The 24996-nt window shown below is 68.5% G+C and carries 26 protein-coding genes; 5 read left to right on the top strand and 21 right to left on the bottom strand.

What is annotated here, in order from left to right:
• Window positions 1-39: 39 nt before the first annotated feature.
• Window positions 40-1425, bottom strand: coding sequence for a glycine--tRNA ligase (locus ACQPYS_RS06555; RefSeq protein WP_063037989.1), 1386 nt, complete (start codon window positions 1423-1425; stop codon window positions 40-42).
• Between the two features lie 275 nt (window positions 1426-1700).
• Between ACQPYS_RS06555 and ACQPYS_RS06550 the strand changes: the two genes are divergently transcribed.
• Window positions 1701-2054: an ArsR/SmtB family transcription factor gene (locus ACQPYS_RS06550; protein WP_030523140.1), complete on the top strand. Its 354-nt coding sequence runs from the start codon at window positions 1701-1703 to the stop codon at window positions 2052-2054.
• Between the two features lie 3 nt (window positions 2055-2057).
• Window positions 2058-2501 carry a Fur family transcriptional regulator gene (locus ACQPYS_RS06545; RefSeq protein ID WP_245664635.1) on the top strand — a complete coding sequence of 148 codons (444 nt, stop codon included), beginning with the start codon at window positions 2058-2060 and terminating at the stop codon, window positions 2499-2501.
• Between the two features lie 79 nt (window positions 2502-2580).
• Here ACQPYS_RS06545 and ACQPYS_RS06540 read toward each other — a convergent pair whose 3' ends face one another.
• Window positions 2581-3561: a hypothetical protein gene (locus ACQPYS_RS06540; protein ID WP_433491979.1), complete on the bottom strand. Its 981-nt coding sequence runs from the start codon at window positions 3559-3561 to the stop codon at window positions 2581-2583.
• A gap of 103 nt (window positions 3562-3664) precedes the next feature.
• Here ACQPYS_RS06540 and ACQPYS_RS06535 point away from each other — a divergent pair, with 103 nt between their 5' ends.
• Complete coding sequence (locus ACQPYS_RS06535) at window positions 3665-4318, top strand: TetR/AcrR family transcriptional regulator (protein WP_063037821.1); 654 nt, start codon at window positions 3665-3667, stop codon at window positions 4316-4318.
• A 6-nt stretch (window positions 4319-4324) separates the two neighbouring features.
• Here ACQPYS_RS06535 and ACQPYS_RS06530 read toward each other — a convergent pair whose 3' ends face one another.
• The 4 genes from ACQPYS_RS06530 to ACQPYS_RS06515 form a co-directional block, all read right to left on the bottom strand.
• A complete protein-coding gene (locus tag ACQPYS_RS06530) occupies window positions 4325-4750 on the bottom strand; it encodes a hypothetical protein (protein ID WP_030523144.1) in 426 nt (141 codons plus the stop codon).
• Window positions 4747-5562 (bottom strand): isoprenyl transferase, encoded by an 816-nt coding sequence (locus ACQPYS_RS06525; protein WP_174551710.1) that lies wholly within the window; start codon window positions 5560-5562, stop codon window positions 4747-4749. The genes ACQPYS_RS06530 and ACQPYS_RS06525 overlap by 4 nt, the downstream gene beginning before the upstream one ends.
• Window positions 5563-5874: 312 nt before the next feature.
• A complete protein-coding gene (gene recO / locus ACQPYS_RS06520; protein WP_433491978.1) occupies window positions 5875-6684 on the bottom strand; it encodes a DNA repair protein RecO in 810 nt (269 codons plus the stop codon).
• A gap of 85 nt (window positions 6685-6769) precedes the next feature.
• Window positions 6770-6991: a hypothetical protein gene (locus tag ACQPYS_RS06515; protein ID WP_433491977.1), complete on the bottom strand. Its 222-nt coding sequence runs from the start codon at window positions 6989-6991 to the stop codon at window positions 6770-6772.
• On the opposite strand from ACQPYS_RS06515, the gene ACQPYS_RS06510 reads away from it, so the two are divergent.
• The gene (locus ACQPYS_RS06510; protein WP_433491976.1) at window positions 6986-7573 is read left to right on the top strand and encodes a LysR family substrate-binding domain-containing protein; all 588 of its coding nucleotides are present in this window, start codon (window positions 6986-6988) and stop codon (window positions 7571-7573) included. The genes ACQPYS_RS06515 and ACQPYS_RS06510 overlap by 6 nt on opposite strands.
• Before the next feature lie 83 nt (window positions 7574-7656).
• On the opposite strand, the gene ACQPYS_RS06505 is transcribed toward ACQPYS_RS06510, so the two are convergent.
• The 14 genes from ACQPYS_RS06505 to hrcA all read right to left on the bottom strand — a co-directional run bounded on the left by ACQPYS_RS06505 (window position 7657) and on the right by hrcA (window position 22372).
• A complete protein-coding gene (locus tag ACQPYS_RS06505; protein WP_433491975.1) occupies window positions 7657-8895 on the bottom strand; it encodes a cytochrome P450 family protein in 1239 nt (412 codons plus the stop codon).
• Window positions 8892-10175 carry a cytochrome P450 gene (locus tag ACQPYS_RS06500; RefSeq protein WP_433491974.1) on the bottom strand — a complete coding sequence of 428 codons (1284 nt, stop codon included), beginning with the start codon at window positions 10173-10175 and terminating at the stop codon, window positions 8892-8894. The genes ACQPYS_RS06505 and ACQPYS_RS06500 overlap by 4 nt, the downstream gene beginning before the upstream one ends.
• A complete protein-coding gene (locus ACQPYS_RS06495; protein WP_431938723.1) occupies window positions 10172-10801 on the bottom strand; it encodes a GTP-binding protein in 630 nt (209 codons plus the stop codon). Before ACQPYS_RS06495 ends, ACQPYS_RS06500 begins: the two co-directional genes overlap by 4 nt.
• Window positions 10782-11141 carry a DUF742 domain-containing protein gene (locus ACQPYS_RS06490; RefSeq protein ID WP_063037835.1) on the bottom strand — a complete coding sequence of 120 codons (360 nt, stop codon included), beginning with the start codon at window positions 11139-11141 and terminating at the stop codon, window positions 10782-10784. The genes ACQPYS_RS06495 and ACQPYS_RS06490 overlap by 20 nt, the downstream gene beginning before the upstream one ends.
• Window positions 11138-11551, bottom strand: a complete 414-nt coding sequence (locus ACQPYS_RS06485; RefSeq protein WP_030523153.1) for a roadblock/LC7 domain-containing protein — start codon at window positions 11549-11551, stop codon at window positions 11138-11140. The genes ACQPYS_RS06490 and ACQPYS_RS06485 overlap by 4 nt, the downstream gene beginning before the upstream one ends.
• Before the next feature lie 2 nt (window positions 11552-11553).
• Window positions 11554-13146, bottom strand: a complete 1593-nt coding sequence (locus ACQPYS_RS06480; RefSeq protein WP_433491973.1) for a sensor histidine kinase — start codon at window positions 13144-13146, stop codon at window positions 11554-11556.
• A 319-nt stretch (window positions 13147-13465) separates the two neighbouring features.
• Window positions 13466-14380, bottom strand: coding sequence for a GTPase Era (gene era / locus ACQPYS_RS06475; RefSeq protein WP_433491972.1), 915 nt, complete (start codon window positions 14378-14380; stop codon window positions 13466-13468).
• Entirely contained in the window at window positions 14373-14723 is a 351-nt protein-coding gene (locus tag ACQPYS_RS06470) for a cytidine deaminase (RefSeq protein WP_433491971.1), read from the bottom strand. Before ACQPYS_RS06470 ends, era begins: the two co-directional genes overlap by 8 nt.
• Window positions 14716-16038, bottom strand: a complete 1323-nt coding sequence (locus ACQPYS_RS06465; protein WP_433492983.1) for a hemolysin family protein — start codon at window positions 16036-16038, stop codon at window positions 14716-14718. Before ACQPYS_RS06465 ends, ACQPYS_RS06470 begins: the two co-directional genes overlap by 8 nt.
• Window positions 16039-16043: 5 nt before the next feature.
• Window positions 16044-16613: an rRNA maturation RNase YbeY gene (gene ybeY, locus ACQPYS_RS06460; protein ID WP_030523158.1), complete on the bottom strand. Its 570-nt coding sequence runs from the start codon at window positions 16611-16613 to the stop codon at window positions 16044-16046.
• Window positions 16614-16671: 58 nt separating this feature from the next.
• Window positions 16672-18747 (bottom strand): PhoH family protein, encoded by a 2076-nt coding sequence (locus tag ACQPYS_RS06455; protein ID WP_433492982.1) that lies wholly within the window; start codon window positions 18745-18747, stop codon window positions 16672-16674.
• A 264-nt stretch (window positions 18748-19011) separates the two neighbouring features.
• Window positions 19012-19752 carry a 16S rRNA (uracil(1498)-N(3))-methyltransferase gene (locus ACQPYS_RS06450; protein WP_063037843.1) on the bottom strand — a complete coding sequence of 247 codons (741 nt, stop codon included), beginning with the start codon at window positions 19750-19752 and terminating at the stop codon, window positions 19012-19014.
• A gap of 4 nt (window positions 19753-19756) precedes the next feature.
• Window positions 19757-20914, bottom strand: coding sequence for a molecular chaperone DnaJ (gene dnaJ / locus ACQPYS_RS06445; protein WP_063037845.1), 1158 nt, complete (start codon window positions 20912-20914; stop codon window positions 19757-19759).
• 426 nt (window positions 20915-21340) lie between these two features.
• Window positions 21341-22372 carry a heat-inducible transcriptional repressor HrcA gene (gene hrcA / locus ACQPYS_RS06440; RefSeq protein WP_063037847.1) on the bottom strand — a complete coding sequence of 344 codons (1032 nt, stop codon included), beginning with the start codon at window positions 22370-22372 and terminating at the stop codon, window positions 21341-21343.
• A 252-nt stretch (window positions 22373-22624) separates the two neighbouring features.
• Between hrcA and ACQPYS_RS06435 the strand changes: the two genes are divergently transcribed.
• Window positions 22625-23629 carry an SDR family NAD(P)-dependent oxidoreductase gene (locus ACQPYS_RS06435; protein WP_433491970.1) on the top strand — a complete coding sequence of 335 codons (1005 nt, stop codon included), beginning with the start codon at window positions 22625-22627 and terminating at the stop codon, window positions 23627-23629.
• Window positions 23630-23644: 15 nt separating this feature from the next.
• On the opposite strand, the gene hemW is transcribed toward ACQPYS_RS06435, so the two are convergent.
• Entirely contained in the window at window positions 23645-24805 is a 1161-nt protein-coding gene (gene hemW, locus ACQPYS_RS06430; RefSeq protein WP_433492981.1) for a radical SAM family heme chaperone HemW, read from the bottom strand.
• Window positions 24806-24996: the final 191 nt, after the last annotated feature.

Raw genomic sequence — 24996 nt, 5'->3', positions numbered from 1 at the left:
TCGGGGCGGCGGTAGGGGCGCGGAGCGGAAGGAGCGCGGTCAGCAGCCGAGCAGGCGCTGCGCCAGGTAGCCCTCGACCTGGTCCAGGGCGATCCGCTCCTGTGCCATGGTGTCGCGTTCACGCACCGTGACCGCTTGGTCGTCGAGGGTGTCGAAATCGACGGTAATGCAGAACGGGGTACCGATCTCGTCCTGGCGGCGGTAGCGGCGGCCGATGGCGCCGGCGTCGTCGAACTCGACGTTCCAGTTCCGGCGCAGCCGGGCGGCGAGATCCTTGGCCTTGGGGGTGAGGTCGGCGTTGCGCGACAGCGGCAGCACCGCGGCCTTCACCGGCGAGAGACGGCGATCCAGGCGCAATACCGTGCGGGTGTCCACGCCGCCCTTGGCGTTCGGGGCCTGGTCCTCGGCGTAGGCGTCGACGAGGAACGCCATCAGCGACCGGGTGAGACCGGCGGCCGGCTCGATCACATAGGGGACGTAACGTTCCTCGGTGGTCTGGTCGTAATAGCTCAGTTCCGCGCCGGAGTGCTTGGCGTGCGTGGACAGGTCGTAATCGGTGCGGTTGGCGATACCTTCCAGCTCACCCCATTCACCGCCTTGGAAACCGAAGCGGTACTCGATATCGGTGGTGCCGGCCGAGTAGTGCGAGAGCTTCTCTTTCGGGTGCTCGTACAGGCGCAGGTTCTCCGGGTCGATACCGAGGTCGGTGTACCAGGAGAAGCGGGTGTCGATCCAGTACTTGTGCCATTCGGCGTCTTCGCCGGGCTTGACGAAGAACTCCATCTCCATCTGCTCGAACTCGCGGGTGCGGAAGATGAAGTTACCGGGGGTGATCTCGTTGCGGAAGCTCTTGCCGATCTGGGCGATACCGAACGGCGGCTTCTTGCGCGCGGTGGTCATCACGTTCGCGAAGTTCACGAAGATGCCCTGTGCGGTCTCCGGGCGCAGGTAGTGCAGGCCCTCTTCGTCGTCCACCGGGCCCAGGAAGGTTTTCAGCAGGCCGGAGAAGTTCTTCGGCTCGGTCCAGCTGCCGGGCTGGCCGGTTTCCGGGTCGTTGATATCGGCGAGTCCGTTGGCCGGGGGGTGGCCGTGTTTGGCTTCGTAGGCCTCGAGTAGATGGTCGGCCCGGTAGCGCTTGTGGGTGTGCAGGGACTCGACCAGCGGATCGGAGAAGGTCTCGACGTGGCCGGAGGCCACCCAGACCTGGCGCGGCAGGATCACCGACGAGTCGAGGCCGACCACGTCCTCGCGAGCGGTGACCATGGAGCGCCACCACTGTTTCTTGATGTTCTCCTTGAGTTCGACGCCCAGCGGACCGTAGTCCCACGCCGATTTGGTACCGCCGTAGATCTCACCGCACGGGTACACCAGACCCCGGCGCTTGGCGAGGTTGGCAACGGTGTCCACCTTCGACTTGGGTGCCACGCGAGAATTCTCCATCCACTACGAATCGCCAGTAGTTACGCTGCCCGGATCGGGCTACGTGATCGCAGTTGCCCACGGTAGCTGCTCTGCCGTGCGCGGCTGATCGGGTACAGCCTAGTAGGTGCCCATGGGCCGGGCCCAGCCGCAGCCTGCCCGCGCCCGCAGTACTGTCGGCGGGCCCGTGCGAGCACGATTCGCGTGCGCATCGGCATGGATATTTGACATGCATACCCATGCATATCAAAATGGGACCGGTTTCCAATAAGGAGTGGACGATGACAACCGACACTGCCGCCGCCGGGCAGCACAATCCCTACCGCTCCCCCGCGCCGGTCCCCATACCCACCCGGACCGTGCTGGAGAACGCGGGAGAACTGCTGCGCGCACTCGCGGCACCCGTCCGCATCGCCATCGTGCTACAACTGCGGGAGTCGCCGCGCTGTGTGCATGAGCTGGTGGATGCCCTCGGCGTTACACAACCGCTGGTCAGCCAACATTTGCGGATTCTCAAATCGGCCGGGGTGGTACATGGTGAGCGATCGGGCCGGGAGGTCCTCTACGAACTCGTCGACGACCATCTGGCGCATATTGTGGTCGACGCAGTAGCGCACGCCGAAGAAGAAGGGTAATTCGTGTCCGAGAACCTGGTCACCGACAAAGGGACCGCCACACAGAGAGCAGTCGGTGTTCGCACCACGCGGCAACGCAACGCGATCGCCTCGCTACTGGAGGATATCGACAGGTTCCGGTCGGCTCAGGAGCTACACGACGAGCTACGCCGGCGCGGCGAGGGGATCGGACTGACCACCGTCTACCGCACACTGCAGTCACTGGCCGACGCCGGCATGGTCGATGTGCTGCGCACCGACAACGGCGAATCGGTCTACCGGCAGTGCTCGACCGGTCATCACCACCATCTGGTGTGCCGCCATTGCGGCCGCACGGTCGAGGTCGCCGGTCCGACCGTGGAGGCGTGGGCGGCCAGCACCGCCTCCAGCCACGGGTTCACCGAAGTCAGCCATACGCTGGAGATCTTCGGTACCTGCCACTCCTGCTCCGCGGCCGGCCGGGGCTAGCATCCCGGAGCACCTCCGAACCACGTCGAAGGCCGCTACCACCGAGTGGTAGCGGCCTTCGACGTATCCCGTTCGCGGCTCACGCGGTGACCGGCACCGGCGCCGGTTCGGCCGTTGGCACCGGCTCGACCCGGACACGATCGCGGATCACCCCGATACCGAACAGCACAAGGGCGAACCCGGCCCACGCCAGCAGCACCAGCAGCGGCCGCTGCGCGCCCGCTCCGTCGAAGAACGCCACCGAGCGGAGCAGTGATGCCGCGGCGCCCGGGGGCAGCAACTGCCCGATCGCGCCCCACGGTTGCGGCAGCAGTTCCGGAGCGGCGGTGGCGGCGGAGAACGGGTTGCCGATGAGCAGCATGGTCAGGGCGGCGATACCGATACCCGCCCGGCCGATCACGGTGGCCAGCCCGGCGACTGTACCGGCGACCGCGAAGGAGACCAGCCCGGCCACCACCGACAGCGCGAGATAGTTACCGGGAACGATGGACAGCCAGGTCTGGGTGACGAGCATGCTCAGCAGACCACCGGCGATACCGAATACGAGCGCCCCGAGTGCACGGCCGCCGGCAGCAGGCACCAGCAGAGTCAGCAGCACACCGCCCGCGATACCGGCCATGACCAGCGGGAGCGCCATAGCACCGAAACCCGCTCCGCGCGGATCGTCGGGGTCGGCGGGGACGACATCGTCCACCGGCGCGGCCGGCGCGCCGGACATCTGCTGGCCGATCTGGGCGAGCTGCTGGGCGACCGCGGGGGCCGCGCCGGAGGCTACCAGCACCCGCGGCGCGCCACCCCCGGTCACGATCGCGCCGTAGACCTCGCGGTCGCCGATGGCCGCACGCGCCGCCGCTTCGTCGGGCACGACCGTCAGTTCGAACGCGCCGGGATTCTGGCCGGTCAGCCGGGCCTCGACCATCGCGGCCTGCGGACCGGCGACGGCGAGCGGTAGCTCCCGGGGCGCGATATTCGTCGCCGGCCACGCGAAAGCGATCAGCATCAACGCTTGCAGCAGGGCCGTGCCCACCCCGAGTGCCACGGCGCGCTGGATGACGTTCATGACGTTCTCCCCAGAAAATCGAAGGCTCGTTTTTTTAGATGCACTCACGGTCCCATCACCCGCATACCTTGTCAAGAACGAACATTCGTTTTAGTTTGGACGTATGCCCCGAGTCAGTGACGAACACCTGGAACGCCGCCGGCAACAGATCCTGGACGCCGCCCGTATCTGCTTCGTCCGCAAGGGCTTCCACCAGAGCTCCATGCAGGACGTCTTCACCGAATCGGGACTGTCCGCGGGTGCTGTCTACCGCTATTTCAAGAGCAAGGACGAACTCGTCATCGCGCTCGCCTCGACCGCCGCCGGGGATATCCGCGCGCAGATGACGGCCGTCATCCAGAGCGACCCGCTCCCCACCCCGGCCGAACTGATCGCGCGGATGACGGAATGGATCGACACCCAGAGCGGCCCGGAGGGCCGGATACGGCTGGCGCCGCAGGCCTGGTCACTGGCCCTCATCGACGAAGAGGCAGCCGCACCCGTGCGCCGGACGCTGGCGGGCATCCGGGGAATGTGGCACGAATACGCCGAACGGATGCGCGCGGCCGGATGGCTACCGCCGGATGCCGACGTGGACGCGGTCGCCGCCGCGCTATTCGGGCTACTCCCCGGATACGTGCTCCAAAATCTGCTGCTCGGAGATCTCGTCCGGGACCAGTACCTGCGCGGTGTGGACATCCTGTTCCCGTACGGCGATCCGGAAAGCCGCCGCCCCCGGTCGGCGGCCGGTTCCACGGCAGCCGCCGACCCGGCCTGATCACCGTCAGGGTAGTAGACCTTTGCGCGCTTCCCCGGCGCCACCGAGCACCAGCAGCAACATCGTCGTCAACGCCATATCGTCCAGGCCGGCCGCCGGGAAGGTGTAGCGCAGGATCACATCGGCGAGCTTGTCGTGCGCGATCAGCGCGATCGAACCGAACTGCAACGACGCGTTCCGTTCGGCCACCCGCTTGTGCAACTGCGGTTTGAGCGGCCGGTCCCAGGCCAGCACACACGTCAGCGACAGCACATCCAGGCCCGGCGTCAATGTGAACGCGCTCAGCGAACACAACGCTCCCTGGAAATCGAAACGCAGGGAACCGTCGTTGTCGACCCGGACGTCGATATCGTAGAGCCCCAGTCCGGCACCCGCCCGGGCCTGCAACTCCAGATCCGGTGCCAGCGCACCCGATTCGGCCTCGCCGCTCATTTGGTACCTCCGAACCGGCGATCCCGCCGCGCGTACTCGAGACAGGCTTCCCACAGATTGCGCCGATCGAAATCCGGGAACAAGGTCGCCTGATAGACGAACTCGGCGTACGCCGACTGCCAGATCAGGAAATTCGAACTACGGAACTCCCCCGACGGCCGCAGGAACAGATCCACATCCGGCATCTCCGGCTCGTCCAGGAACCGGGCGATCGTATCCTCACCGACCTTCTCCGGATCGATCTCCCCGGCCGCCACCCGGAGCGCGATCTCCCGTGCCGCATCCGCGATCTCGGCCCGGCCGCCGTAGTTGACGCACATGGTCAAGGTCATCACGGTGTTGTCCTTGGTCAGCTCCTGCGCCGTCTCCAACTCGCGGATCACACTGCGCCACAGCCGCGGCCGCCGCCCCGCCCAGCGCACCCGCACCCCCATCTCATGCATCTCGTCGCGCCGTCGCCGGATCACATCCCGGTTGAACCCCATGAGAAACCGCACCTCGTCGGGGCTACGCCGCCAGTTCTCGGTGGAGAACGCATACGCCGACAACCACTTCACACCGATCTCGATACAACCCTCGACGGTGTCCATGAGCACGGCCTCGCCCTTTTCGTGGCCCGCGGTACGCGGCAACCCACGCTCCTGCGCCCAGCGCCCGTTACCGTCCATCACCAGCGCGACATGCCTGGGGACCAGCTCCGCGGGAATCTCCGGCGGGCGGGCCCCGGAAGGGTGCGGTGACGGCGGTCGGATGGTACGGACGGTATCGGACGCGGGCACGTCCGAACCGGTGGTGTCACGACGCAGGATCACGTCCAAAGACTAGCTGTGTTTATGGCGCGCTGGCGCGCGGGGTCGAGGCCCCCAGTGCCTCGCCGTTCAGGCCTCGAACCTTGGCCTAAGGTGCTCGATGGTCGCACTCTACGGATGGCCCACCGCACATCGCGTGCGCTTCGAGGCCTGAACGGCGAGACTGGCCTCAACCCTTTGAAGTGCCTCGCAGAACTCGACCCATGCGTTTACGTCGGGGTCGATCTCCGGGTCCGCATGTCGGCTCTCGAGGGTGAGGCAGCGGTTTCCTCGACGAGTGCGTGGCCTCTTCGGAGCGAGCCGGGCGATTCACCACTACCCTGGGCCCGCCGCACCGGCGACCTGATCTACCATGCGCAGTTCTTCGTCGGTATTTCCGATGCGGCGTGCGCTACCGCTGCGTTCCACCAGCGGGAGGGTGCGCAGTTTGTGTTCCAGATGCCATTGCAGGTGGGCCGCGATGAGTCCGCTGGCCTGCCGGCGGCCCGATTCGGGGATCGCCTCGACGCGGTCCCAGCGACCGTGGCGCAGTGCCAGCAGATGGTCGAAGACCGCGGGGGCGGGGGTGACGGCGCCGGGCGGGCGGCAGTGGACGCAGACCGCTCCGCCGGCGCCCACATGGAACGCGCGATGCGGGCCGGGGGTGGCGCAGCGGGCGCATTCGTCGACGGCGGGGGCCCAGCCGGCGTAGTCCATGGCACGCAGCAGGAAGGCGTCGAGGACCAGTTCGTGCGGGCGCTGCCCTTCGGCGATCGCGCGCAGGGCACCCGCGGTGAGGGTGTGCAGGCGGGGAACGGGGGCGCGCTCTTCGCCGGCCAGTCGTTCGGCGGTCTCCAGTACGGCACAGGCGGTGGTATATCGGCCGTAGTCGGCGATGATGGCGGACGCGTTGGCTTCGACGGTGTGGACCTGGGTCACGATATCGAGGCTGCGACCGGGATGCAGCTGCACGTCGATGTAGGCGAACGGCTCGAGCCGGGCCCCGAATTTCGATTTGGTGCGGCGCACCCCTTTGGCCACGGCGCGCACGAGACCGTACTGCCGAGTGAGGAGCGTGACGATCCGGTCGGCCTCGCCCAGCTTGTGCTGGCGCAGCACGACGGCATGGTCACGGTACAAACGCACGCGACCAGTCTTGCACGTGTCCGGCCTCGCCGCCTCGAGCCGCCCCGCTCGACCGCACCCACGCCGTGAGCCCGGTGCCACCCGGCTATGCGGACTCGGAACGCGCCTGCGTAGCCGGGTGGCGCCAGGTCGTCGCGGGCAGGAAGTGGACGTCGTAGCGCTGTTGTTCCGGTAGCAGGCTGTCGAAGTCCGCGTGTCCGCGCCGGATCCGGCCGAGCTGACGGAAGTACTCGAACCGCTGGACACCGGGGGTGAGGACGATGAGCAGGTCGACCGGCGATCCCGGTGCGGCGCCGAATGCGTGCACGTACCGGGTGATCGACTGTATCGCGCGTTGAACACACTGGCTGTGATCGCGCCGCGACTGCAGGTCCGGCCCCGGCGACTGGCACCGGCCGAACGACTCGCCGCGGTGCGGTCCGGGGAATTGGACGCCGCGCTGGTGCGCGCCCTACGCCCCTCGGCCGGCCTCGAAGCGCTCGAGGTATGGACCGATCCGCTGTACGTCGCGCTCCCGGCCGACCACCCGCTCGCCGACTCGTCCCGGCTGCGGCTCGACCGGCTCGGGCACCTCCCGCTGCGCCTGGCTGCCCGGGAGGCCAACCCGCCTTTTCACGATCTGGTCACCGAAGCGTGCGGGGCCGCGGGGATCGACCCACCCGTGGGCCCGCCGTTCACCACGCTCCAGCAAACCCTCGCCGATATCGCTGTCGGCCCACCGTCGTGGACGGTCTTCTACGAGGTGGCCGCGCTGCCGACCGTCCACCGGATTGCGATCCGGCCCCTCACCGATCTGTCGGTGACGACATCGCTCGCCGTCGTGCCCCGACCACCGGGGCCGGCCCTGCGACATCTGCTCGACGCGCTCCACCGGACCACGAATACCTGACCGAGCCGCATCGCGACCTCGCGTAGTCCGCTCGACAGTCGACCGGATCCGGTATCAAGGCCCGATGGCGCCCGACCGGCGTTCTAGTTCCCCAGCCGAATGGGGAACGCCGCCGGATCGTTCTGCGTGAGAACGGGCAGGTTGCCGATCTCGCTGAGCGGCATGGCGCACTGCAGATCCGGGAACCGGTCGAACAGGGCGGGCACGGCGATGGACGCCTCGAGCCGGGCCAGCGCCGCGCCGGGGCAGATGTGCGGGCCGTAGCCGAAGGAGATATTGCGGTTGGCGGTGGGGCGGGTGATGTCGTAGGTGTCGGCGTCCGCGCCGTGCAGCGACCGGTCCCGGCCGATCGCGCGATAGGACATGACGACGCCGTCGCCCTTGGCGATGGTGAAATCGTCGACGGTGATGTCCTCGGTAGCGAAACGCATCAGCAGATGGATCACCGGACCGTCCCAGCGCAGGGTTTCCTCGATCGCCTCCGCCCAGGTGCGGTCACCGGACCGGATCGCTGCCAGTTGTTCGGGATGACCGAGTAGGGCGCGGACGGTGGTGATGATCAGGCTGACCGTGGTCTCGTGTCCGGCGGCCACGAGGGCCTTCAGGTTGCCGTGCACCTCCGCCTCGGTGAGCGGGGTTTCGCCCTCGGCGACGTCGTGGATGAAGTCCGAGGTCAGGTCGTCGGCGGGCCGGACGGTTTTCTCCTTGATCAGACCGGTGTAGTAGTCGTCGAGTTCGGCGAAGACCCGCATCCGCTCCTCGTGCGGGGTCAGCAGTGAGAAGAACGCCTTGTACGACTCCAGCAGCATGGTGTGATCCGAGCGCGGCACCCCCATCAGCTCGCTGACCACCCGCATCGGCAGCGGATAGGCGAAAATCTGCTTGAGATCGACCACCTCATTTCCGGCGCCCGCGGCGGCCAGGTCGTCGAGGAGTTCGGCGGTGAACTGTTCGATCTTCGGTCGCAGCTCACCCAGCCGGCGCGGTGCCAGGGCCCGGGTGGTCTTGATCCGCAGTCGGCGGTGTTCGGCGCCGTCCACGGTGAACATGGAACGTCCGGCGTCGATCATGCCGATCAACGGCCACTCCCGGGTCACCGCGCCGGACTGCCACAGATTCCAGTGCGTGTGATCCTTCACCAGGCGGGTGTCGGTGAGCAGTTGCCGGGCCAGATTGTGCCGGGTGACGGTCCAGGCGGGCGCACCGAGCAGTTCGATCCTGGTGAGTGCCGGACCCTCGGTCAGGGTGCGAGTCTCCCCCGCGAGATCGGCGACCATCGGATCGATGGTCAGGGCCGCGGTGTGCGGGCATTGCTGGCTCACGAGCCACCTCCAACGGCGGGAACGGGTGTGAATTCGACCGGGAGCGCGGTGAACCCGCGCAGAAACGGCGAGGGCCGGCGGACCAGGGCCGCGGCCGGAACCGAGAGGTCGAGGTCGGGCAGCCGGTCGAGCAGCACCTCGATCCCGGTCCGCGCGATGATCTCGGCGATCTGCTGCGCCGGATACGGGCAGCGGTATTCGCCGTGGCCGAAGGCGAAATGTGCGGCATTGCCGGAATGGGCGGGTTCGGCGCCATCACCGGAATACTGGCGGATATGCGGATCGGCGTTCGCGGCGGCCAGACCGAGCAGCAACATATCGCCGCGGCGCACCAGGGCTTCACCGAGCCGGGCATCACGCGAAACCCAACGACCGGCCAGGATCTGGGTGGGGGTGTCCTCCCACAACACCTCGGTCATCGCCTGGCCGATACTGCGCCGGGCGGCGCCGAACGCGGCGGCGAACCGGTCGTCGACGAGCATGAGGCGGATGGAGTTACCGATCCAGTCGGCGGTCGGCAGATGGCCGGCGGCCATCACCGACTGCATGTTCAGCACATATTCCTCGTCGGCGAACGGTGCGGGATGCGCCAGCATCCGCGACACCAGATCCTGCCCGGGCGCGGCCTTCTTCTGCGCCAGCAGCTTCTGCATGTACTCGACGAACCGCTGGTAGGCGGCGGGCGCTTCCGGACCGCCGTCGCACAGCGTCTGCATGGTCTGCGCCAGATACGGGCCGTCCGATTCCGACACGCCCATGATCCACGCCAGCGTCAGCACCGGGAGCAGCTCGGCGAATTCGGTGACCACGTCCGCGTACCCGCGGCCGCAGAACCGGTCGATCAGCCCGTCGGCGAGTTGTTCACAGGCGGTACGCAACGCGAACGGGTCCACCGATTCCAGGGCCGGTTCGACCAGGCTCACATGCCGGGCGTGCGTGGCACCGGCGGTGAAATAGATGCCGGGCTGTGGCCGGCCGACCATGGGCAGCAGCGGCCAATCCGGAGGAATCACCGACCACTGGTTCCACAGGCTCGAATCCCGCGGGAACAGCAACCCGTCCGTGGTCACCTGGTGCAGTTCCCGATAGCCGATCACCAGCCACGCCGGGATACCGCCGATGAGCTCCACCGGGACGACCGGTCCGAACTCGGACCGCATCCGGGTGTAGAGGAGAGCGGGGTCGGAGTGGAAACCGGGACCGTCCAGCGTGACCGCCCCGCTCGGGCCGACCGGGCAACCGCCCGGCGATATCCCGGTGTTGTAGGCCGGACGGGTCACGCTCGGACCTCCGCTGTCGGCGCGGGTGGGGCCTGCCGCTCGATGAGGTGTTCGACGAGACCGATCAGCACCTGTTTGCCGGACGCCCGCGAGCGCGCGTCACAGGCGAACATCGGCACGTGCGGATCGAGATCGAGCGCGTCGCGGACCTCGTCCAGCGCCGGCGGGATCGGTTCGAAGGAGTTGCAGGCCACCACGAATGGGGTGCCCTGGTATTCCAGCCGGTCGATCGCGTACCAGGAATCACTGATCCGGCGCGGATCGACGAGCACCACCGCACCCAGGGCCCCGGTGAACAACCGGTCCCACAGGAACCAGAACCGTTCCTGACCGGGCGCGCCGAACACGTACAGCACATATTCGTCGGCGAGGCTGATCCGGCCGAAATCGAAGGCGACGGTGGTGGTCGATTTGCCGGTCACCCCGGACAGATCGTCCACTCCGATACCGGCGTTGGTCATCACCGCCTCGGTGTCCAGCGGCTGGATCTCGCTCACCGCGCGGACCATGGTCGTCTTACCGACCCCGAAGCCGCCGACGACGACGATCTTCAGGGCGTGCCGCACCGAACTGCTCAGTGGCGCCCGGGCGCGCGTGGGGCGGTCGTCATAGGCTACGGAGTCCAACTAGCACCTTCTCGAGCATGTGGATATCGAACGTGTCACCGTAAGGGCCCGTATCGATTTCGGGATGGCGAACGGTGACCTTGCCCGCATCCAGCAGGTCCGCGACCAGAACCGTCGCGATACCGATCGGCAGCCGCAGTTCGGCCGCGATCTCCACCACCGCGGTGGGTTGCAGGCACATGGACAGGATCGCCGCGTGTTCGTACTGCATGGCCGGAGCGGGCGCGCATTCACTGACCACCAGGGTCACCGGATCGAACTCGTCGGTGGCGGGGGCGGCGCGACCACCGGTGAGCGTGTAGAAACGGTCGGGTTCGTCGTCGCGGCCGGGGCGGTTCACAACAGCCTCGCTCGACTCCCTCGCGGCGGTGCGGACAGATACTCCCCGACCTGCTCGATCAGCGCCGCCATCTGGGCGCCGACCAGTCCGGCGTCGGCGTCGTCGTCGGCCAGCACCGCGATCTGGGCGCCCGCGCCGGCACCGACGATGAACAGGATGCCGCCGTAGAACTCGGTCATCGACTGGCGGACCCCGCCGCGGCCGTTCCCGAACTCGGCCGAGGCACTACCCGCCAGCGCCTGCACCCCCGAGGCGATCGCGGCGAGCCGGTCGGCCTGGTCCATGGAAAGTCCCGCGGTATGGCACATCTGGATACCGTCCGCGGCCAGCAGCACCGCGTGCCGCGCGCCGGCGGTTTCGCTCAGCAGCCGCTGCAACAGCCAATCCAGTTGCGCTGGATCCGATGTCATCGTCATCGATCGTTCTCCCAGTCGGTTGTCATGGAGTGCCGGGACGGTCGCGCGGCGCCGTTGCCGGGCGACTGGATCGGTCCGCCGAAGGGCCGGCCGTCCTTCCCGGCACGGCCGGTGACCGCCCGCTGGAAGGCTCCCAGCGACGATGCCGACGACCGGCGCTTCGGAGCCGGATCGTGCGTGGCGGCGCCCTCGAAGGAGTCGGGATCGGGCAGACCCCCCGGATGTGCGGCGGCCAGGGTGCTGCCCCGGCGCCGTTTGGGCAGCACGGTGGTGGCGGTCGCTTCGGTCTCGGCGGCGGCCACCGCGGGGAATTCGCCGGAACTGTGCTGCGGAACACCGTGCCGACCCGAAACATACTGCGGCGTCGACTGGTTCGTGTCGTTGTACCGGGGACGGTCCGCGGCGGCCGCGGCGGTTTCCGCCGGTGCGGCCCGGTACCGCGCGCCGGTTTCCGGAATCACGGCGAACGGACCGGAATCGAGTGCGTCCCCGGCACCCGGTGGAAGCCCGGCCTGGTCTGCCGAACGACCGGTCGGCAGAGCCGGGGTAGCGGGCGGCTCGATCCGGGCGGTGAGTTCACGCGGGATCATCACGACCGCCGCGGTCCCACCTATCGCGGACGGCCGGTAGCTGACGGTGAGACCGTGTTTACGCGCCAGCCGCCCCACGACCGCGAGACCGAACCGGGTGCCATTGAGCGAGGAGAGCCCCTCCGCCGCGTCCCCCTCGGCGCCGGAAACGGTGAGCTGGGCCCGCTGCAGCGACGATTCGCTCATCACCAGGCCGCTGTCCTCGATGGTCACCACCAGGCCGGCCGGGATCTCCGCGGCGTAGATATGCACCTCGGTGGTGGGCGGGGAGAACCGGCAGGCATTGTCGACGAGTTCGGACAGTGCGTGGATCACGCCCTCGGCCGCGTGCCCGGCAATGGCGATGTCGACGATCGCCCGCAGCCGCACCCGCTGATAGCCGCCGACCCGGCCGATCGCGGCCCGCAGAATACGTTCCATGACGATCGGTTTGGCCCAGCGCCGGCCGGTACGGGCGCCGCTGAGAATGGCGATACTGTCGGCGAGCCGTCCGGCCTGGGCGGTGGCATGGTCCATTTCGAGCAGATCGGTGAGTACCGCCTGATCGGCGTAGCGGTGTTCCAGCTCCTGCAGATTCGCCAGCATGCTGGTGGTCATGGCCTGCATCCGGCCGGCGGCATTCGCCAGCGCCGCGATGGCCGCCAACCGGCGGCGTTCGCTGGTCGCGCTGACCTCTGTCTCCGCCGCCACCGCCTGTTCGGCGACCGCGGCCCGCTGCTCGCTGCGGGCGAGCAGTTCCAGCGCTTCGGCGGCGCGGCGCTGCTCGGCGGTGATCAGACCACGGAAGTAGACGGCGGTGGCGACGGCGGTACAGGCCGCCACCACGGGTATCGAAACCCAGACGGCGGTGACCATCCGGTCCCCCGGCGCGACCGACAGTATGGCGGCGGCCAGCAGCCCGATGCCCAGCGTGACCGAGACGCCCAGGGCCAGCGCCGGAGCCACCAGTTGTCTGCGGCCCGCCGCCCATGCCGAGGTCGCCGGCGCTGATTCGTACATAAGTCGGGTCCCCCCGCTCGCGCTTGGTCCTGCCGACCCAAACCCGAGCCCGCATATGGCACCACATCGTGCCCGTTACCGAATCGTCGGACGCAGAATGGTTTCACCCCGGCGGATTCGGGTACGGGCCGAAGCATATCGGCCTAGTCCAACCTCCGCCACTCAAAGAAGCTAAACCTCAGCTAACGTTCCGTGCCCGAGTGGGTGCCGACAGGCAGGCAGATCCGGTGCCGCCGGACGACGCGAGGCGCGGCGAAACCCGCCGCGACCGTCCGGAAATCCACCTCGACCAGCGGGGGTCCGATACGCCGACCGACCCTCAGAACCCCAGCTTGCCCAGCTGTTTGGGGTCGCGCTGCCAGTCCTTGGCGACCTTCACATGCAAATGCAGATAGATTCGGTTGCCGAGAATGTGCTCGATCTGTTTGCGCGCATTGGTCCCGACCTCTTTGAGCCGGGCACCCCCCTTGCCGATGATGATCGCCTTCTGGCTCGGCCGCTCCACATACAGCAGCGCGTGCACGTCGAGCATGCCCTCGTTCTCCTCGCGCGGCAGGATCTCCTCGATCACCACGGCCAGCGAATGCGGCAGTTCGTCGCGCACCCCCTCCAGTGCAGCCTCCCTGATGAGTTCGGCCATCAGGGTTTCCTCGGGTTCGTCGGTGAGTTCACCGTCGGGATAGAACGCCGGCCCCGGCGGCATCCGGGAGGCGATCACATCCACCAGGACCTCGACCTGCTCCCCCTTGGTGGCCGATACCGGCACCACATCGGTTTCCGGCCCGAGCAGCTCGGAGACCGCCATCAGTTGGCGCGCTATCTGGTCCTTGCTCACCTTGTCGATCTTGGTCACCACACCGAGCAGCGTCGTCTTCGGCGCCATCTGCCGCACCTGCTGCACGATCCAGCGGTCCCCCGGACCGATCTTCTCGTCCGCGGGAATACACAGCGCGATCACGTCCACCTCGGAGTAGGTGTCGCGCACCAGATCGTTGAGCCGCTGCCCGAGCAACGTCCGGGGGCGATGCAGCCCGGGGGTGTCGACCAGGATCAGCTGGGTGTGCTCGCGGTGCACGATACCGCGAATGGTGTGCCGGGTGGTCTGCGGCCGCGAACTCGTGATCGCGATCTTCGCCCCCACCAGCGCATTGGTCAGCGTCGACTTACCGGTATTGGGCCGACCGACGAAACAGACGAAACCGGAACGGAACTCACCCTCGGTGGGGTCAGGCATCGGTCGCCTCGTAACCCTCGGCGATATCGAACACCGCGCCCGAGGCATCGGCGAAAATGATCTTCGCTCCGGCGGACACCTCGCGGACCGCGGCCACCCCGGCATCCGCGAACTTCCCGCCGATCACCACCGCGGCCTCGAACCCCTCCGCGCCGCTGGAGATCGCGGCCACGACCGCGGACTGCAGGGCCGTGAGCCGCAACGCCTGCAACCCGACTTCACCGGCGGCGTAGGTGCGCCCGTCGGTATCACGGATCGCCGCCCCCGCCGCCCCGCCGGTGCGGCCGAGCGCGCCCCGGGCGAGCACCAGCAACTTGTTGTCCTCGGCATCCAGTTCACTCATCGGCTGCTCCCTTGTCGTGCCGGACGGACGGGTTCTCCCGCGCCGGTCCCGGATCGGTCTCCGTATTGTGCTCGAGCGCCCGGCCCACCACCACGGTGTGCACCCGGACCCGCCCACGCGCGTCGGCGCCGCCCTCACCGCGCAACTCCAACCCGTGCGCGACGACCTCCGCGCCCGGCAGCGGCACCCGGCCCAGTTCGTGCGCGAGCAGCCCGCCCACGGTGTCGACTTCCTCTTCGTCGATCGGCAACCCGTACAGCTCACCCAGATCGGCGATCGGCAGCCGCGCCGACACCCGGAACCGGCCCGGTTCTATCTCCTCGATCGGGGGTGTCTCGTCGGTGTCGTATTCGTCGGCGATCTCCCCGACGATCTCCTCGAGCACATCCTCGATGGTCACCAGACCGGCGATACCGCCGTACTCGTCCACCAGCAGCGCCATATGGTTGCGCCGCCGCTGCATCTCGTCGAGTAGATCGTCGAGCGGTTTGGAATCGGGCATGAACACAGCGTCCCGCATGACCTCGCGCACCCGGACACTGCGCCCGCGGTCGGCGTAGGGCACCAGGTCCTTCAGATAGACGACGCCGAGAATATCGTCGACGTTCTCCCCGATCACCGGAATCCGCGAATGCCCACTACGCACCGCCAGCGACATCCCCTGCGCCACCGATTTATCGGCCTCGATCCACACCATCTCGGTCCGCGGCACCATCACCGCACGCGCGGCGGTATCACCGAGTTCGAACACCGACTGGATCATCCGGCGCTCGTCGTCGGCGACCACACCGCGTTCCCGCGCCATATCGACCACTTCGCGCAATTCGATCTCCGACGCGAACGGGCCGTTGCGGAACCCCTTACCCGGCGTAATCGCGTTACCGATCAGGATCAGCAGCCGGCTCACCGGGCCGAGCAGGGCGCCGATGAACTGCAGCGGCAGCCCCGCCGCGAGCGAGATGCTGTACGCGTGCTGACGCCCCAGGGTGCGAGGCCCCACTCCGATCACCACATAGGAGACCAGCACCATCACCACCGCGGTCACCAGCAGCGCCAACCCGCTGTCCAGGAAACTGCTCAGCGCGGCGGCGAGCAGCACGGTAGCGGTGATCTCGCACAGAATGCGCAACAGCACCATCAGGTTGACGTAACGCGGCCGGTCGTCCACGATCCGGCCCAGCCGTACCGCCCCGGGACGGTCGCTGCGCGCCATATCGTCGAGCCGGGCCGGGGACAGCGTGTTCAGGGCCGAGTCCACCGCGGCGAAGACACCACCTACGGCAGCGAGCAAGACGGCGACCAGCAGCAGGGTCATCTCGTTCACGCGTGCGCGTCACCCGGCCACGAGCGGTCGCCCTCCGGGGCCGCGAACCCCGTCTTGCCCAGCAGACGGGCGTCCCGGGCGGCCAGTTCGGCCCGCCGCTGCGCCTCCCGCAACTCCTCGTACCACTGTTCGAGCAACCGGCCCTGCAGGGCGAACATCTCCTTCTCCTCGGCCGGTTCCGCATGGTCGTAACCGAGCAGATGCAGCACACCGTGCACGGTGAGCAGGGCGAGTTCGTGATCGAGGGAATGACCGGCCTTGGCGGCCTGGTCCAGGGCGAATTCCGGACACAGCACGATATCGCCCAGCATCGATGGACCCGGCTCGGGACTGTCCGGCCGGCCACCGGGTTCGAGTTCGTCCATCGGGAACGACATCACATCGGTGGGGCCGGGCAGGTCCATCCACCGCATATGCAGATCGGCCATGGTATCGAGATCCACCAGCACCATGGACAGTTCGGCGGCCGGGTGCACGTCCATCCGGTCGATCACGAACCGGGCGACGCCCACCAGGTCTTCTTCGGGCACTTCCATACCCGACTCGTTGGCGATCTCGATACTCACCTGGTCAGCCTAATGGGTGCGGCCGGGCCCGGCCCATTCGCACTCGCGCACGGCCGGGTCACCGCCGCGCGGTGCGCCCCGCCGCCCGCCGCTGCGCCCGGTTCCCCGACATATGCGGCGGTCCCACCGGCGGGCGGGTCTCGGCCTCGAACTTCTCGTAGGCGTCGACGATATCGGAGACCAACCGGTGCCGCACCACATCGCTGCTGGTGAGCTGGGCGAAATGGATATCCTCGATATCGCCGAGGATCTCGGTGGCCGCCCGCAGACCGGACCGGGCGCCGTGTGGCAGATCCACCTGGGTCACGTCACCGGTCACCACGATCTTCGACCCGAACCCGAGCCGGGTGAGGAACATCTTCATCTGCTCGGCGGTCGTGTTCTGCGCCTCGTCCAGAATGATGAACGAATCATTGAGCGTGTTGTGGGTGAGCAGGAAGTCCTCGGTCACGTACAGCGAATCCTGCGCGGCGACCTGGATGCAGACCGCTTCCTCGGTACCGGCGGGCTCGATGCGGTCGATGAACCGCATCGGCCTGCCTCCGCCGGTCGAGTACTTCGCGGCCTTACGCGCGAGCCGGAACGGTTCGATCCCGGCGGGCAGCCGAATATCGACATTGTGCGCGTTGTGCCGGTAGAGCACCGGACGGCCGCGTCCGGGCTTGCGCCCCGCGGCGAGTTTGGTCCGCGCATAGGCGACACCACCCAGCGACCGCACCAGGAACATCACATCGTCGCGGAGCCGATCCGAGACGGTGGTGAACTGGATACGGCAGGTACGCCCCTCCTGCACGACCGGGCCGCCATCGGAATCCAACAGACCCTGGAGCACAGCCAGCCGCACCGACGCGTCGTTGTAGAGATACAGCTCCGGCACGAACTTCGTATTCGAGCTGCCCGCGAGCCCGAGCCGGCGAGCGACTCCGGTGATCGGGTTCTCCAAGGTCACCACTTCACCCGGCTGCCGGTCCCGCTTCAACACATAATCGACCCGCGAGGTACGCCGCACCGCGATCCCCGGTACGGCTTCCACCAGCATGTCGACCAGCTCGGGGTCCTCGCTGGAGAAGGAGGGTGTCGTACTGCCGGTGAGGCAGCCGTCGCCGAGCAGGAGCCCGAGCGCATAAGCGTCCATCGGCACCGGACGTGACGGAAGACAGACCGGCTCGCTCAACAGCGGCAGCTCGTAACGGTGATAATGCGCCGCGCGCAGGTTCCCGACCATTTCCCTGGTCTCGAGCACACGCGGTGGTTTGTTCCGGCGGCGATCGGCGCGGGTGTACACAGACCACAGATGATCTGCGGACGCGAGCGTCGACGCGCCGTCCTGGGTGTGGACGCGGTAGATCTCCTTCGGCCCCTGCGGGTAGACGCCCAGGACCGGTGTAGGACGGCCGTCCGAGCCGATCACCAGGTCCCCGACCTCCAGGTCACCGATCGGCCGGAAACCTTCCGGCGTCAGGACCTTGGTGAACAGCGGCTGCGCACGACCACGCATATACGCCAGTGGCGCGACCTCGATCACGCCGGCCGCCATCAGCTTGGGGATGGCCTCCGGGTCCATCATGTCGTGCAGCGCGTCGTAGAGCGGGCGCAGATACGGGTCGATCTTCTCGTTCAGGGTGCCCGGCAGGAAACCCAGCCGCTCGCCGGCCTCGACCGCCGGGCGGGTGAGGATGATGCGGTTGACCTGCTTGGTCTGCAGCGCCTGCACCGCCTTGGCCATGGCCAGGTAGGTCTTACCGGTACCCGCCGGACCGATACCGAAGACGATCGTGCTCTCGTCGATCGCGTCGACATACCGCTTCTGGTTCAGCGTCTTGGGGCGGATCGTCTTGCCGCGGCGGGACAGGATGTCCAGGCTGAGCACCTCGGCGGGCGCTTCGGAACTGCCCTCGGTGAGCATCGAGACCGTATGCCGCACCGCTTCCGGCGTGATCACCCGGTTGCGGCCGGTCAGCGCGACCAGTTGCTCGACGACCCGCTCGGCCAGCGCCACATCGGCCGCCGGACCGGTGAGCGTGACCATGTTGCCGCGCACGTGGATATCCGCGACGAGCAGACCTTCGAGCTCACGGAGATTTTCGTCCGCGGAGCCGAGAAAGGGGAAAACCGATTCGGGCGCGAGTTCGATACTGGAACGGACGGTGCGTGCCGCGGGCTCCGAGGCACCGTGCTCGCCCGCGGAGGAATTCTGGTCGCCGCTATCGCCTTGTGATCGCACGTAGTCGCTATGGCCTGCTTTCCGGTCTCGGAGCTGCGGTGATGCGCCGCTGGTGGAGAGGGTAGCGAATGGGAGTCGCTGGCACGAGTCTAACTCCCGGCCCCGACACGTCCCAGTGGAATTCCGGCTCACCACGGCGTCACGGACCGCCGCGACCGGCTGTTCACCCGGTGGTCACCAGCGGGTGGTGAGCGCCCCCAGGGCCCCGAGCGCCACCGCGGCGGCCGTGGAGGTGCGCAGCACGGTGGGCCCGAGCCGGACCACCTCGGCTCCCGCCGCGGCCAGTGCGGTCAGCTCGGCATCGTCGAGGCCCCCCTCGGGGCCGACGATCAGAGTGACCGCCGCCGCGGTGCGCCACGGCAGCTCGGTGAACGCGCCCGCGCCCGATTCGTGCAGGGCCGCCACCACCGCGCCCTGGGTCTGCGCCGCGCGGACGGCGTCCACCACCTCCGGTGTCCGGTGCAGTGCGGTGACCTCGGGGATATAGGCGCGGCGCGACTGCCGGGCCGCGGCCTTCGCCGCCGACCGCCATTTGGCGACGCCCTTGTCCGCTTTGCCCTCCCAGTTCGAGACACAGCGCGCGGCCTGCCACGGTACGACCACATCCGCACCGGCCTCGGTCATCAGCTCGACGGCCAGCTCGGAACGCTCGGATTTCGGCAGCGCCTGGACCACAGTGACCGCCGGCGACGCCGGCTCGGCGCGGCGACGATCCCGGACCAGCAGTTCGAGCCGGTTCTTCTGCGCGGCGACGACTTCCGAATCGGCCAGTACACCGCGCCCGTCGGAGAGCGTGAGGGGTTCGCCGGGCCGGATCCGGCGCACGGTGGCCGCGTGCCGGCCTTCGGCGCCGTCGAGTACCGCGACAGCGCCCGGTTCCGGGATCTCGTCCAGGTAGAAGACCGTCGCGGCCATCGGGTCAGCGTCCGCTGAACGACGCGCGCAACCGGGCGAACAGGCCGCTGTTGTGCTCGGACTGCGCCGACATCACCTCGGCCTTGTCCTTGGCCCGCAAACCCTTGTACTTGCGCAGCAGATCGGTCTGCTTGCTGTCCAACTTGGTCGGCACGACGATATCCAGGTGCGCCATCAGGTCACCGCGGGAGCTGGACCGCAGCCGCGGCATACCGTGCCCGCGCAGCACCGAGATCTCCCCGGGCTGGGTACCGGGGCCGATGGTCAGTTCGGTGGGACCGTCCATGATGGTGTCGATCACCACCGTGGTGCCCAGGGCCGCGTCCACCATCGGGACCCGGACGGTGCAGTGAAGATCGTCACCGTCGCGAACGAACACGTCGTGCGGCTGTTCCACGATCTCCACGTAGAGGTCGCCGGCGTGCCCGCCACCGGGACCGACCTCGCCCTGCGCGGCCAGGCGCACCCGCATCCCGTTGGCCACCCCGGCCGGGATCGGGGCGGCGATCTCCCGCCGCGCCCGCACCCGGCCGTCGCCGCCGCATTTGTGGCAGGGATCCGGGATGGTCTCGCCGGCACCGCGGCAGGTCGGACAGGGGCGCGAGGTCAGTACCTGACCGAGGAACGATCGCTGTACCGACTGCACCTCACCGGCACCGCCGCAAGTCTCACAGCGCACCGGGCTGGAATTGCCGTTGGTGCCCGCGCCCTGGCACAGGTCGCACAGGATCGCGGTATCGACGGTCAGATGTTTGGTGACCCCTACCGCGCATTCGGCGAGGCTCAGCCGGGTCCGCACCAGCGAATCCGCGCCCGGCTGCACCCGGCCACGCGGTTTGCGGGAGCCGGCACCACCGCCGCCGCTCATCCCACCGAAGAATGCCTCGAACACATCGCCCAGGCCGCCGAAACCGGCACCGCTGAAGCCGCCGGCGCCGCCACCGGCATCCAGCGGGTCACCGCCCATATCGACGATGCGGCGTTTCTCCGGATCCGACAGCACCTCGTACGCCGCGGAGACCTCCTTGAACCGGGTCTGCGCCGCTTCGTCCGGGTTCACATCGGGATGCAGTTCGCGAGCCAGCTTGCGATACGCGCGTTTGAGCTCTTGGTCGGAGGCGTCCCTGCCTACACCGAGCAATCCGTAGTAGTCCCGTGCCACTTGAGTTCTCTTAGTCCTTGGTCGCTGTCCACGGCTCCGGCTTCCCACGGCCGGCCGCGTGGCTCCTGATGGATTTGAGCCGCCCGCCCGTGAGCTTAGTCGGGTCGACTCAACTTTATCTCGGCGGAGAACACGAGCCTAACAGCGTGCCACGCAAGCCCCCTTCCGCGGCGGGCAGGCCCGCGCTCCCGGCAGCCCAAATCCACCGGCCGCGCCCGGTGCGCAAGCACCCCGCTGCCGCGTCTTACGAGGCCCTCAACGGGTCGAGGCCCGTCCCGCCCTGGCCGAAGGTGCTCGATGGTCGCCCGCTCTGGACGGCCCACCGCATATCGCATGCGGCGAAGCCGCGAGTCGCGAGGCCGGAACGACGGGACCTTCGGAGGTCTCGGCCCCGCGGCGCCGAAGACGCCGCAAATAAGCACCGACCTACCGCTCCGCGAGAACCTCACCTATGTAGCGGGCGACCGCCGCGACCGAGGCGATGGTGCCCGGGTAGTCCATCCGGGTCGGGCCCAGGACTCCCATACCGCCGAGGACCGCGCCCGCGGCACCGTAGCCGGTGGTGACGACGGAGGTGCCGCGCATTTCCTCGACCTGCGTCTCCTCGCCGATCCGCACCGTCACCATGCCCGGCTGCTGGGCGGCGGCCAGGAGTTTCAGGACCACGACCTGCTCTTCGAGCGCTTCCAGCACGGTGCGCAGGGAGCCGTGGAGACCGAAGTCGCCGGCATTGCGGGTGAGGTTGGCGGTCCCGCCCAGGACGAGCCGCTCCTCGGGATGTTCGACCAGGGTCTCGACCAGAACGGTCGAAACCTTGATCAGCACGTCACGAAGTTTGGGCGGCGCCTGCTCGGGCAGTTCGGCGACGGCGGCGGAGGCGGCGGCGAGACGTTTTCCGTCCATGGCCGCGCCCAGCATGCCGCGCAGCGCGGCGAGGTCCTCGTCGTCGACGAGGGAGCCGAGTTCGACGATGCGCTGGTCGACGCGGCCGGTATCGGTGATCACCACCAGCAGCAAGCGCGCGGGATTGAGGGCCACCACCTCGAGGTGGCGCACGGTGGACGCGGACACCGTGGGGTACTGGACGACCGCGACCTGGCGGGTCAGCTGTGCGAGCAGGCGTACGCCGCGGCGCAGGACATCGTCGAGATCGACCCCCGATTCGAGGAACTGCATGATCGCCTTGCGTTCGGCCGCCGACAGCGGTTTGACCTCGGCGATCCGGTCCACGAACTGGCGGTAGCCCTTATCGGTGGGTATGCGGCCGGAACTCGTATGGGGCTGGGTGATGTAACCCTCGGCTTCCAGGACCGCCATATCATTGCGCACGGTCGCGCTGGAGACACCCAGATTATGTCGTTCGACCAGGGTTTTCGAACCGATGGGCTCCTTTGTGGAGACGTAGTCGGCGACGATCGCCCGCAGGACCTCGAAGCGCCGATCCTCGGTGCTCGACATCGACCCCACCTCCTAGCTCCGCTGCGCGTCGAGGTGGTCGCCCGGCGCACCGCTACCTGTGAACCCGGCTCACATACCGCTGGGTTCGTCACCCAGTGTAATTGCGCCCGACCTCTTGACCCGGTGTGCGTCACAGCATGCCGGTCGGCGTCGGGTTCACGCGGCCGCCACAGCTTTCCTCGAGGTGACAAACCGGCCGGTGCGGCGCAGAATCCGGCCAGCCCGAGTACTTCAGAGAGGGGCACGGCCGTTATGTGGTCTGTCGCAGATATCCCCGATCAGCGCGGTCGCCGCGTCCTGGTCACCGGCGCGACGTCGGGGCTGGGCCGGTACGCGGCCCTGCTACTGGCCCGCGCCGGTGCGGCCGTGACGCTGGCCGGACGCGATGAACAGCGCCTCGCCGCCACGGCCGCGGAATTCGCCGCGGACACCGATGTCCGGAACGCGTCGGGCACGGTGGAGACACTGATGGTGGACCTGTCCACACTGGATTCCGTGCGGCGGGCCGGCGACGAATTCCGTGGCAGGCACCGGCGGTTGGATGTGCTGCTGAATACCGCGGGTATGCAGTCGTTCCGGTACGCGCGCAGCGCCGACGGTATCGAGCAGCACCTGGCCACCAACTATGTCGGTACCTTCGCCCTCACCGGGGCGCTGCTGCCGGTGCTCGCCGCGACGCCCGGCGCCCGGGTCACGACGGTGACCTCGATGGTCTACAAGTGGGGCGATCCCGGCGACCTCGCCGCCTGGTTCGATGCCGCGCCGGTGCCGGGCGCCGACAACGCCCCCTCGCAGCGGTTCCGGCACCGGTTCGCCTATTCCAAACTGGCGTACTCGAATTCGAAGCTGGCCGTCGTGCTGTTCGCCGTGGAACTCGACCGGCGGTTGCGGGAGGCGGGGTTGCCGGCGTCCGCCACGGTGGCACATCCGGGCACCACATTCACCGGCCTGCTCCGCGAATGGCCCGCTCCGGCAGCACGCCTCTATCTGGGCACGGCCCGCTTGGCTCGCGCCGCGCATCCGATAGAGCAGGGTGTGCTGCCGCTACTGCGCGCTGCGACGGCTCCGGAAGCCGACAGCTCGATAATCCACGCGCCCGGCGGCCCGATTCGGGAGCAGGCCGGTCCGCCCGCCACATTCCCGTTCGCCGGGAACATCGCCGAGGCGATCGCCGAGGGCGCGGCGGAGCGGTTGTGGGAGGTCACCGAGGACCGGATCGGGTACGCCGTGCCGGTCCCGAGGTCTCCCGGACGGTGACCACGTGGCCGGCGATCAGCCGACCAGATCCCGGACGACACCGTCGGCCAGCAGCCGCCCGCGATCGGTGAGGACCAGCCGCCCACCGGAGATCGTGACGAGTCCGTCGGCGGCGAGGCGCCGGGCCGTGGCGTTTCCGTCCGCGTCGAGATCGGCCATTGGTAGCCCGCTGCGCAGGCGCAGGGCGAGCATGACGCGCTCGAGGTAGCGGTCGGCGGCGGTGAGGTCCTCCCAGTCGGCGGCGGGCAGGCCGCCGTGGGCGACGCGGTCGGCATAGCGCGCCGGATGCTTCACGTTCCACCAGCGCACGCCGCCGAGGTGGCTGTGCGCGCCCGGGCCGGCGCCGAGCCAGTCGCCGCCGTCCCAGTAACCGAGGTTGTGGCGGCAGCGCGCGGCGTCGCCGGCCGCCCAGTTCGAGACCTCGTACCAGGTGAGTCCGGCGGCTTCGAGTCGCGCGTCGATCCGCTCGTAGCGGGCAGCCAGCACGTCTTCGTCGGGTGCGGGCAGTTCGCCGCGGCGCACTCGGCGGGCCAGCGCGGTCCCGTCTTCGACGATGAGCGAATACGCCGACACGTGATCGACGCCGGCGTCCAGCACCGCGTCCAGGCTGGCGTCCAGGTCGCTGTCGCGTTCACCCGGGGTGCCGTAGATGAGGTCGAGGTTCACATGGTCGAATCCGGCCGCTCGCGCCTCCCGGGCGGCGGCGACGGCCCGGCCGGGGGTGTGGGTGCGGTCGAGTACGGCGAGTACGTGTGGGGCCGCCGATTGCATCCCGAGCGAGATCCGGGTGAACCCGGCCGCTCGGATCTTGTCGAAGAACGCGGGTGAGGTCGATTCCGGATTCGATTCGGTGGTGACCTCGGCGTCCGGAGCGAGGTCGAATTCCGCCCGGATCGCGTCGAGCACGGCCGCGAGTCCGTCGCCGCCGAGGAGCGAGGGGGTGCCGCCGCCTACGAAGACCGTGGCCACCGGGGGTGTCGCGGTGGGCAGTGCGGCGAACTCCCAGGCGGCGGTGGCCAGTTCCGCGCGCAGGGCCTCCGCCCAGGACTGCGTGGAGGCCGAGATACCCAGTTCACCGGCGGTGTAGGTGTTGAAATCGCAGTATCCGCAGCGGGTCGCGCAGAACGGTACGTGCACGTAGATCCCGAAGGGACCGCCGCCGAAATCACGCAGCACCGGAGCGGAGGCGTCGGTGTGCGAGGCGGTGGCGGCGGCGGAACTCACTCCTCCAGTGTGACCGGGCGCGGATCAGTCCTCGACGATCGGGGTGCCTGGTTCGCGGTGCGCAGCCAGCGGCCGTCTTCCTCGGTCCTGACGTACATGGGGGTGCCTTCGCTGCGCCGGACACCTCCCCGAATACCCCCACC

This window comes from Nocardia grenadensis, from assembly GCF_050942415.1.
Lineage (GTDB): Bacteria > Actinomycetota > Actinomycetes > Mycobacteriales > Mycobacteriaceae > Nocardia > Nocardia grenadensis.
This window is presented reverse-complemented; position numbering and strand designations above follow the sequence as displayed.

Excerpts from the sequence above, each read along its gene's own strand:
- ACQPYS_RS06465 (WP_433492983.1), bottom strand. The coding sequence starts at position 16,038 with ATGACCCTGCTGCTGGTCGCCGTCTTGCTCGCTGCCGTAGGTGGTGTC.
- ACQPYS_RS06530 (WP_030523144.1), bottom strand. The coding sequence starts at position 4,750 with ATGAGCGGCGAGGCCGAATCGGGTGCGCTGGCACCGGATCTGGAGTTG.
- ACQPYS_RS06435 (WP_433491970.1), top strand. The coding sequence starts at position 22,625 with ATGTGGTCTGTCGCAGATATCCCCGATCAGCGCGGTCGCCGCGTCCTG.
- ACQPYS_RS06540 (WP_433491979.1), bottom strand. The coding sequence starts at position 3,561 with ATGAACGTCATCCAGCGCGCCGTGGCACTCGGGGTGGGCACGGCCCTG.
- ACQPYS_RS06535 (WP_063037821.1), top strand. The coding sequence starts at position 3,665 with ATGCCCCGAGTCAGTGACGAACACCTGGAACGCCGCCGGCAACAGATC.
- ACQPYS_RS06485 (WP_030523153.1), bottom strand. The coding sequence starts at position 11,551 with ATGACATCGGATCCAGCGCAACTGGATTGGCTGTTGCAGCGGCTGCTG.
- ACQPYS_RS06470 (WP_433491971.1), bottom strand. The coding sequence starts at position 14,723 with ATGAGTGAACTGGATGCCGAGGACAACAAGTTGCTGGTGCTCGCCCGG.
- ACQPYS_RS06480 (WP_433491973.1), bottom strand. The coding sequence starts at position 13,146 with ATGTACGAATCAGCGCCGGCGACCTCGGCATGGGCGGCGGGCCGCAGA.
- hrcA (WP_063037847.1), bottom strand. The coding sequence starts at position 22,372 with ATGTCGAGCACCGAGGATCGGCGCTTCGAGGTCCTGCGGGCGATCGTC.
- era (WP_433491972.1), bottom strand. The coding sequence starts at position 14,380 with ATGCCTGACCCCACCGAGGGTGAGTTCCGTTCCGGTTTCGTCTGTTTC.
- ACQPYS_RS06550 (WP_030523140.1), top strand. The coding sequence starts at position 1,701 with ATGACAACCGACACTGCCGCCGCCGGGCAGCACAATCCCTACCGCTCC.
- ACQPYS_RS06450 (WP_063037843.1), bottom strand. The coding sequence starts at position 19,752 with ATGGCCGCGACGGTCTTCTACCTGGACGAGATCCCGGAACCGGGCGCT.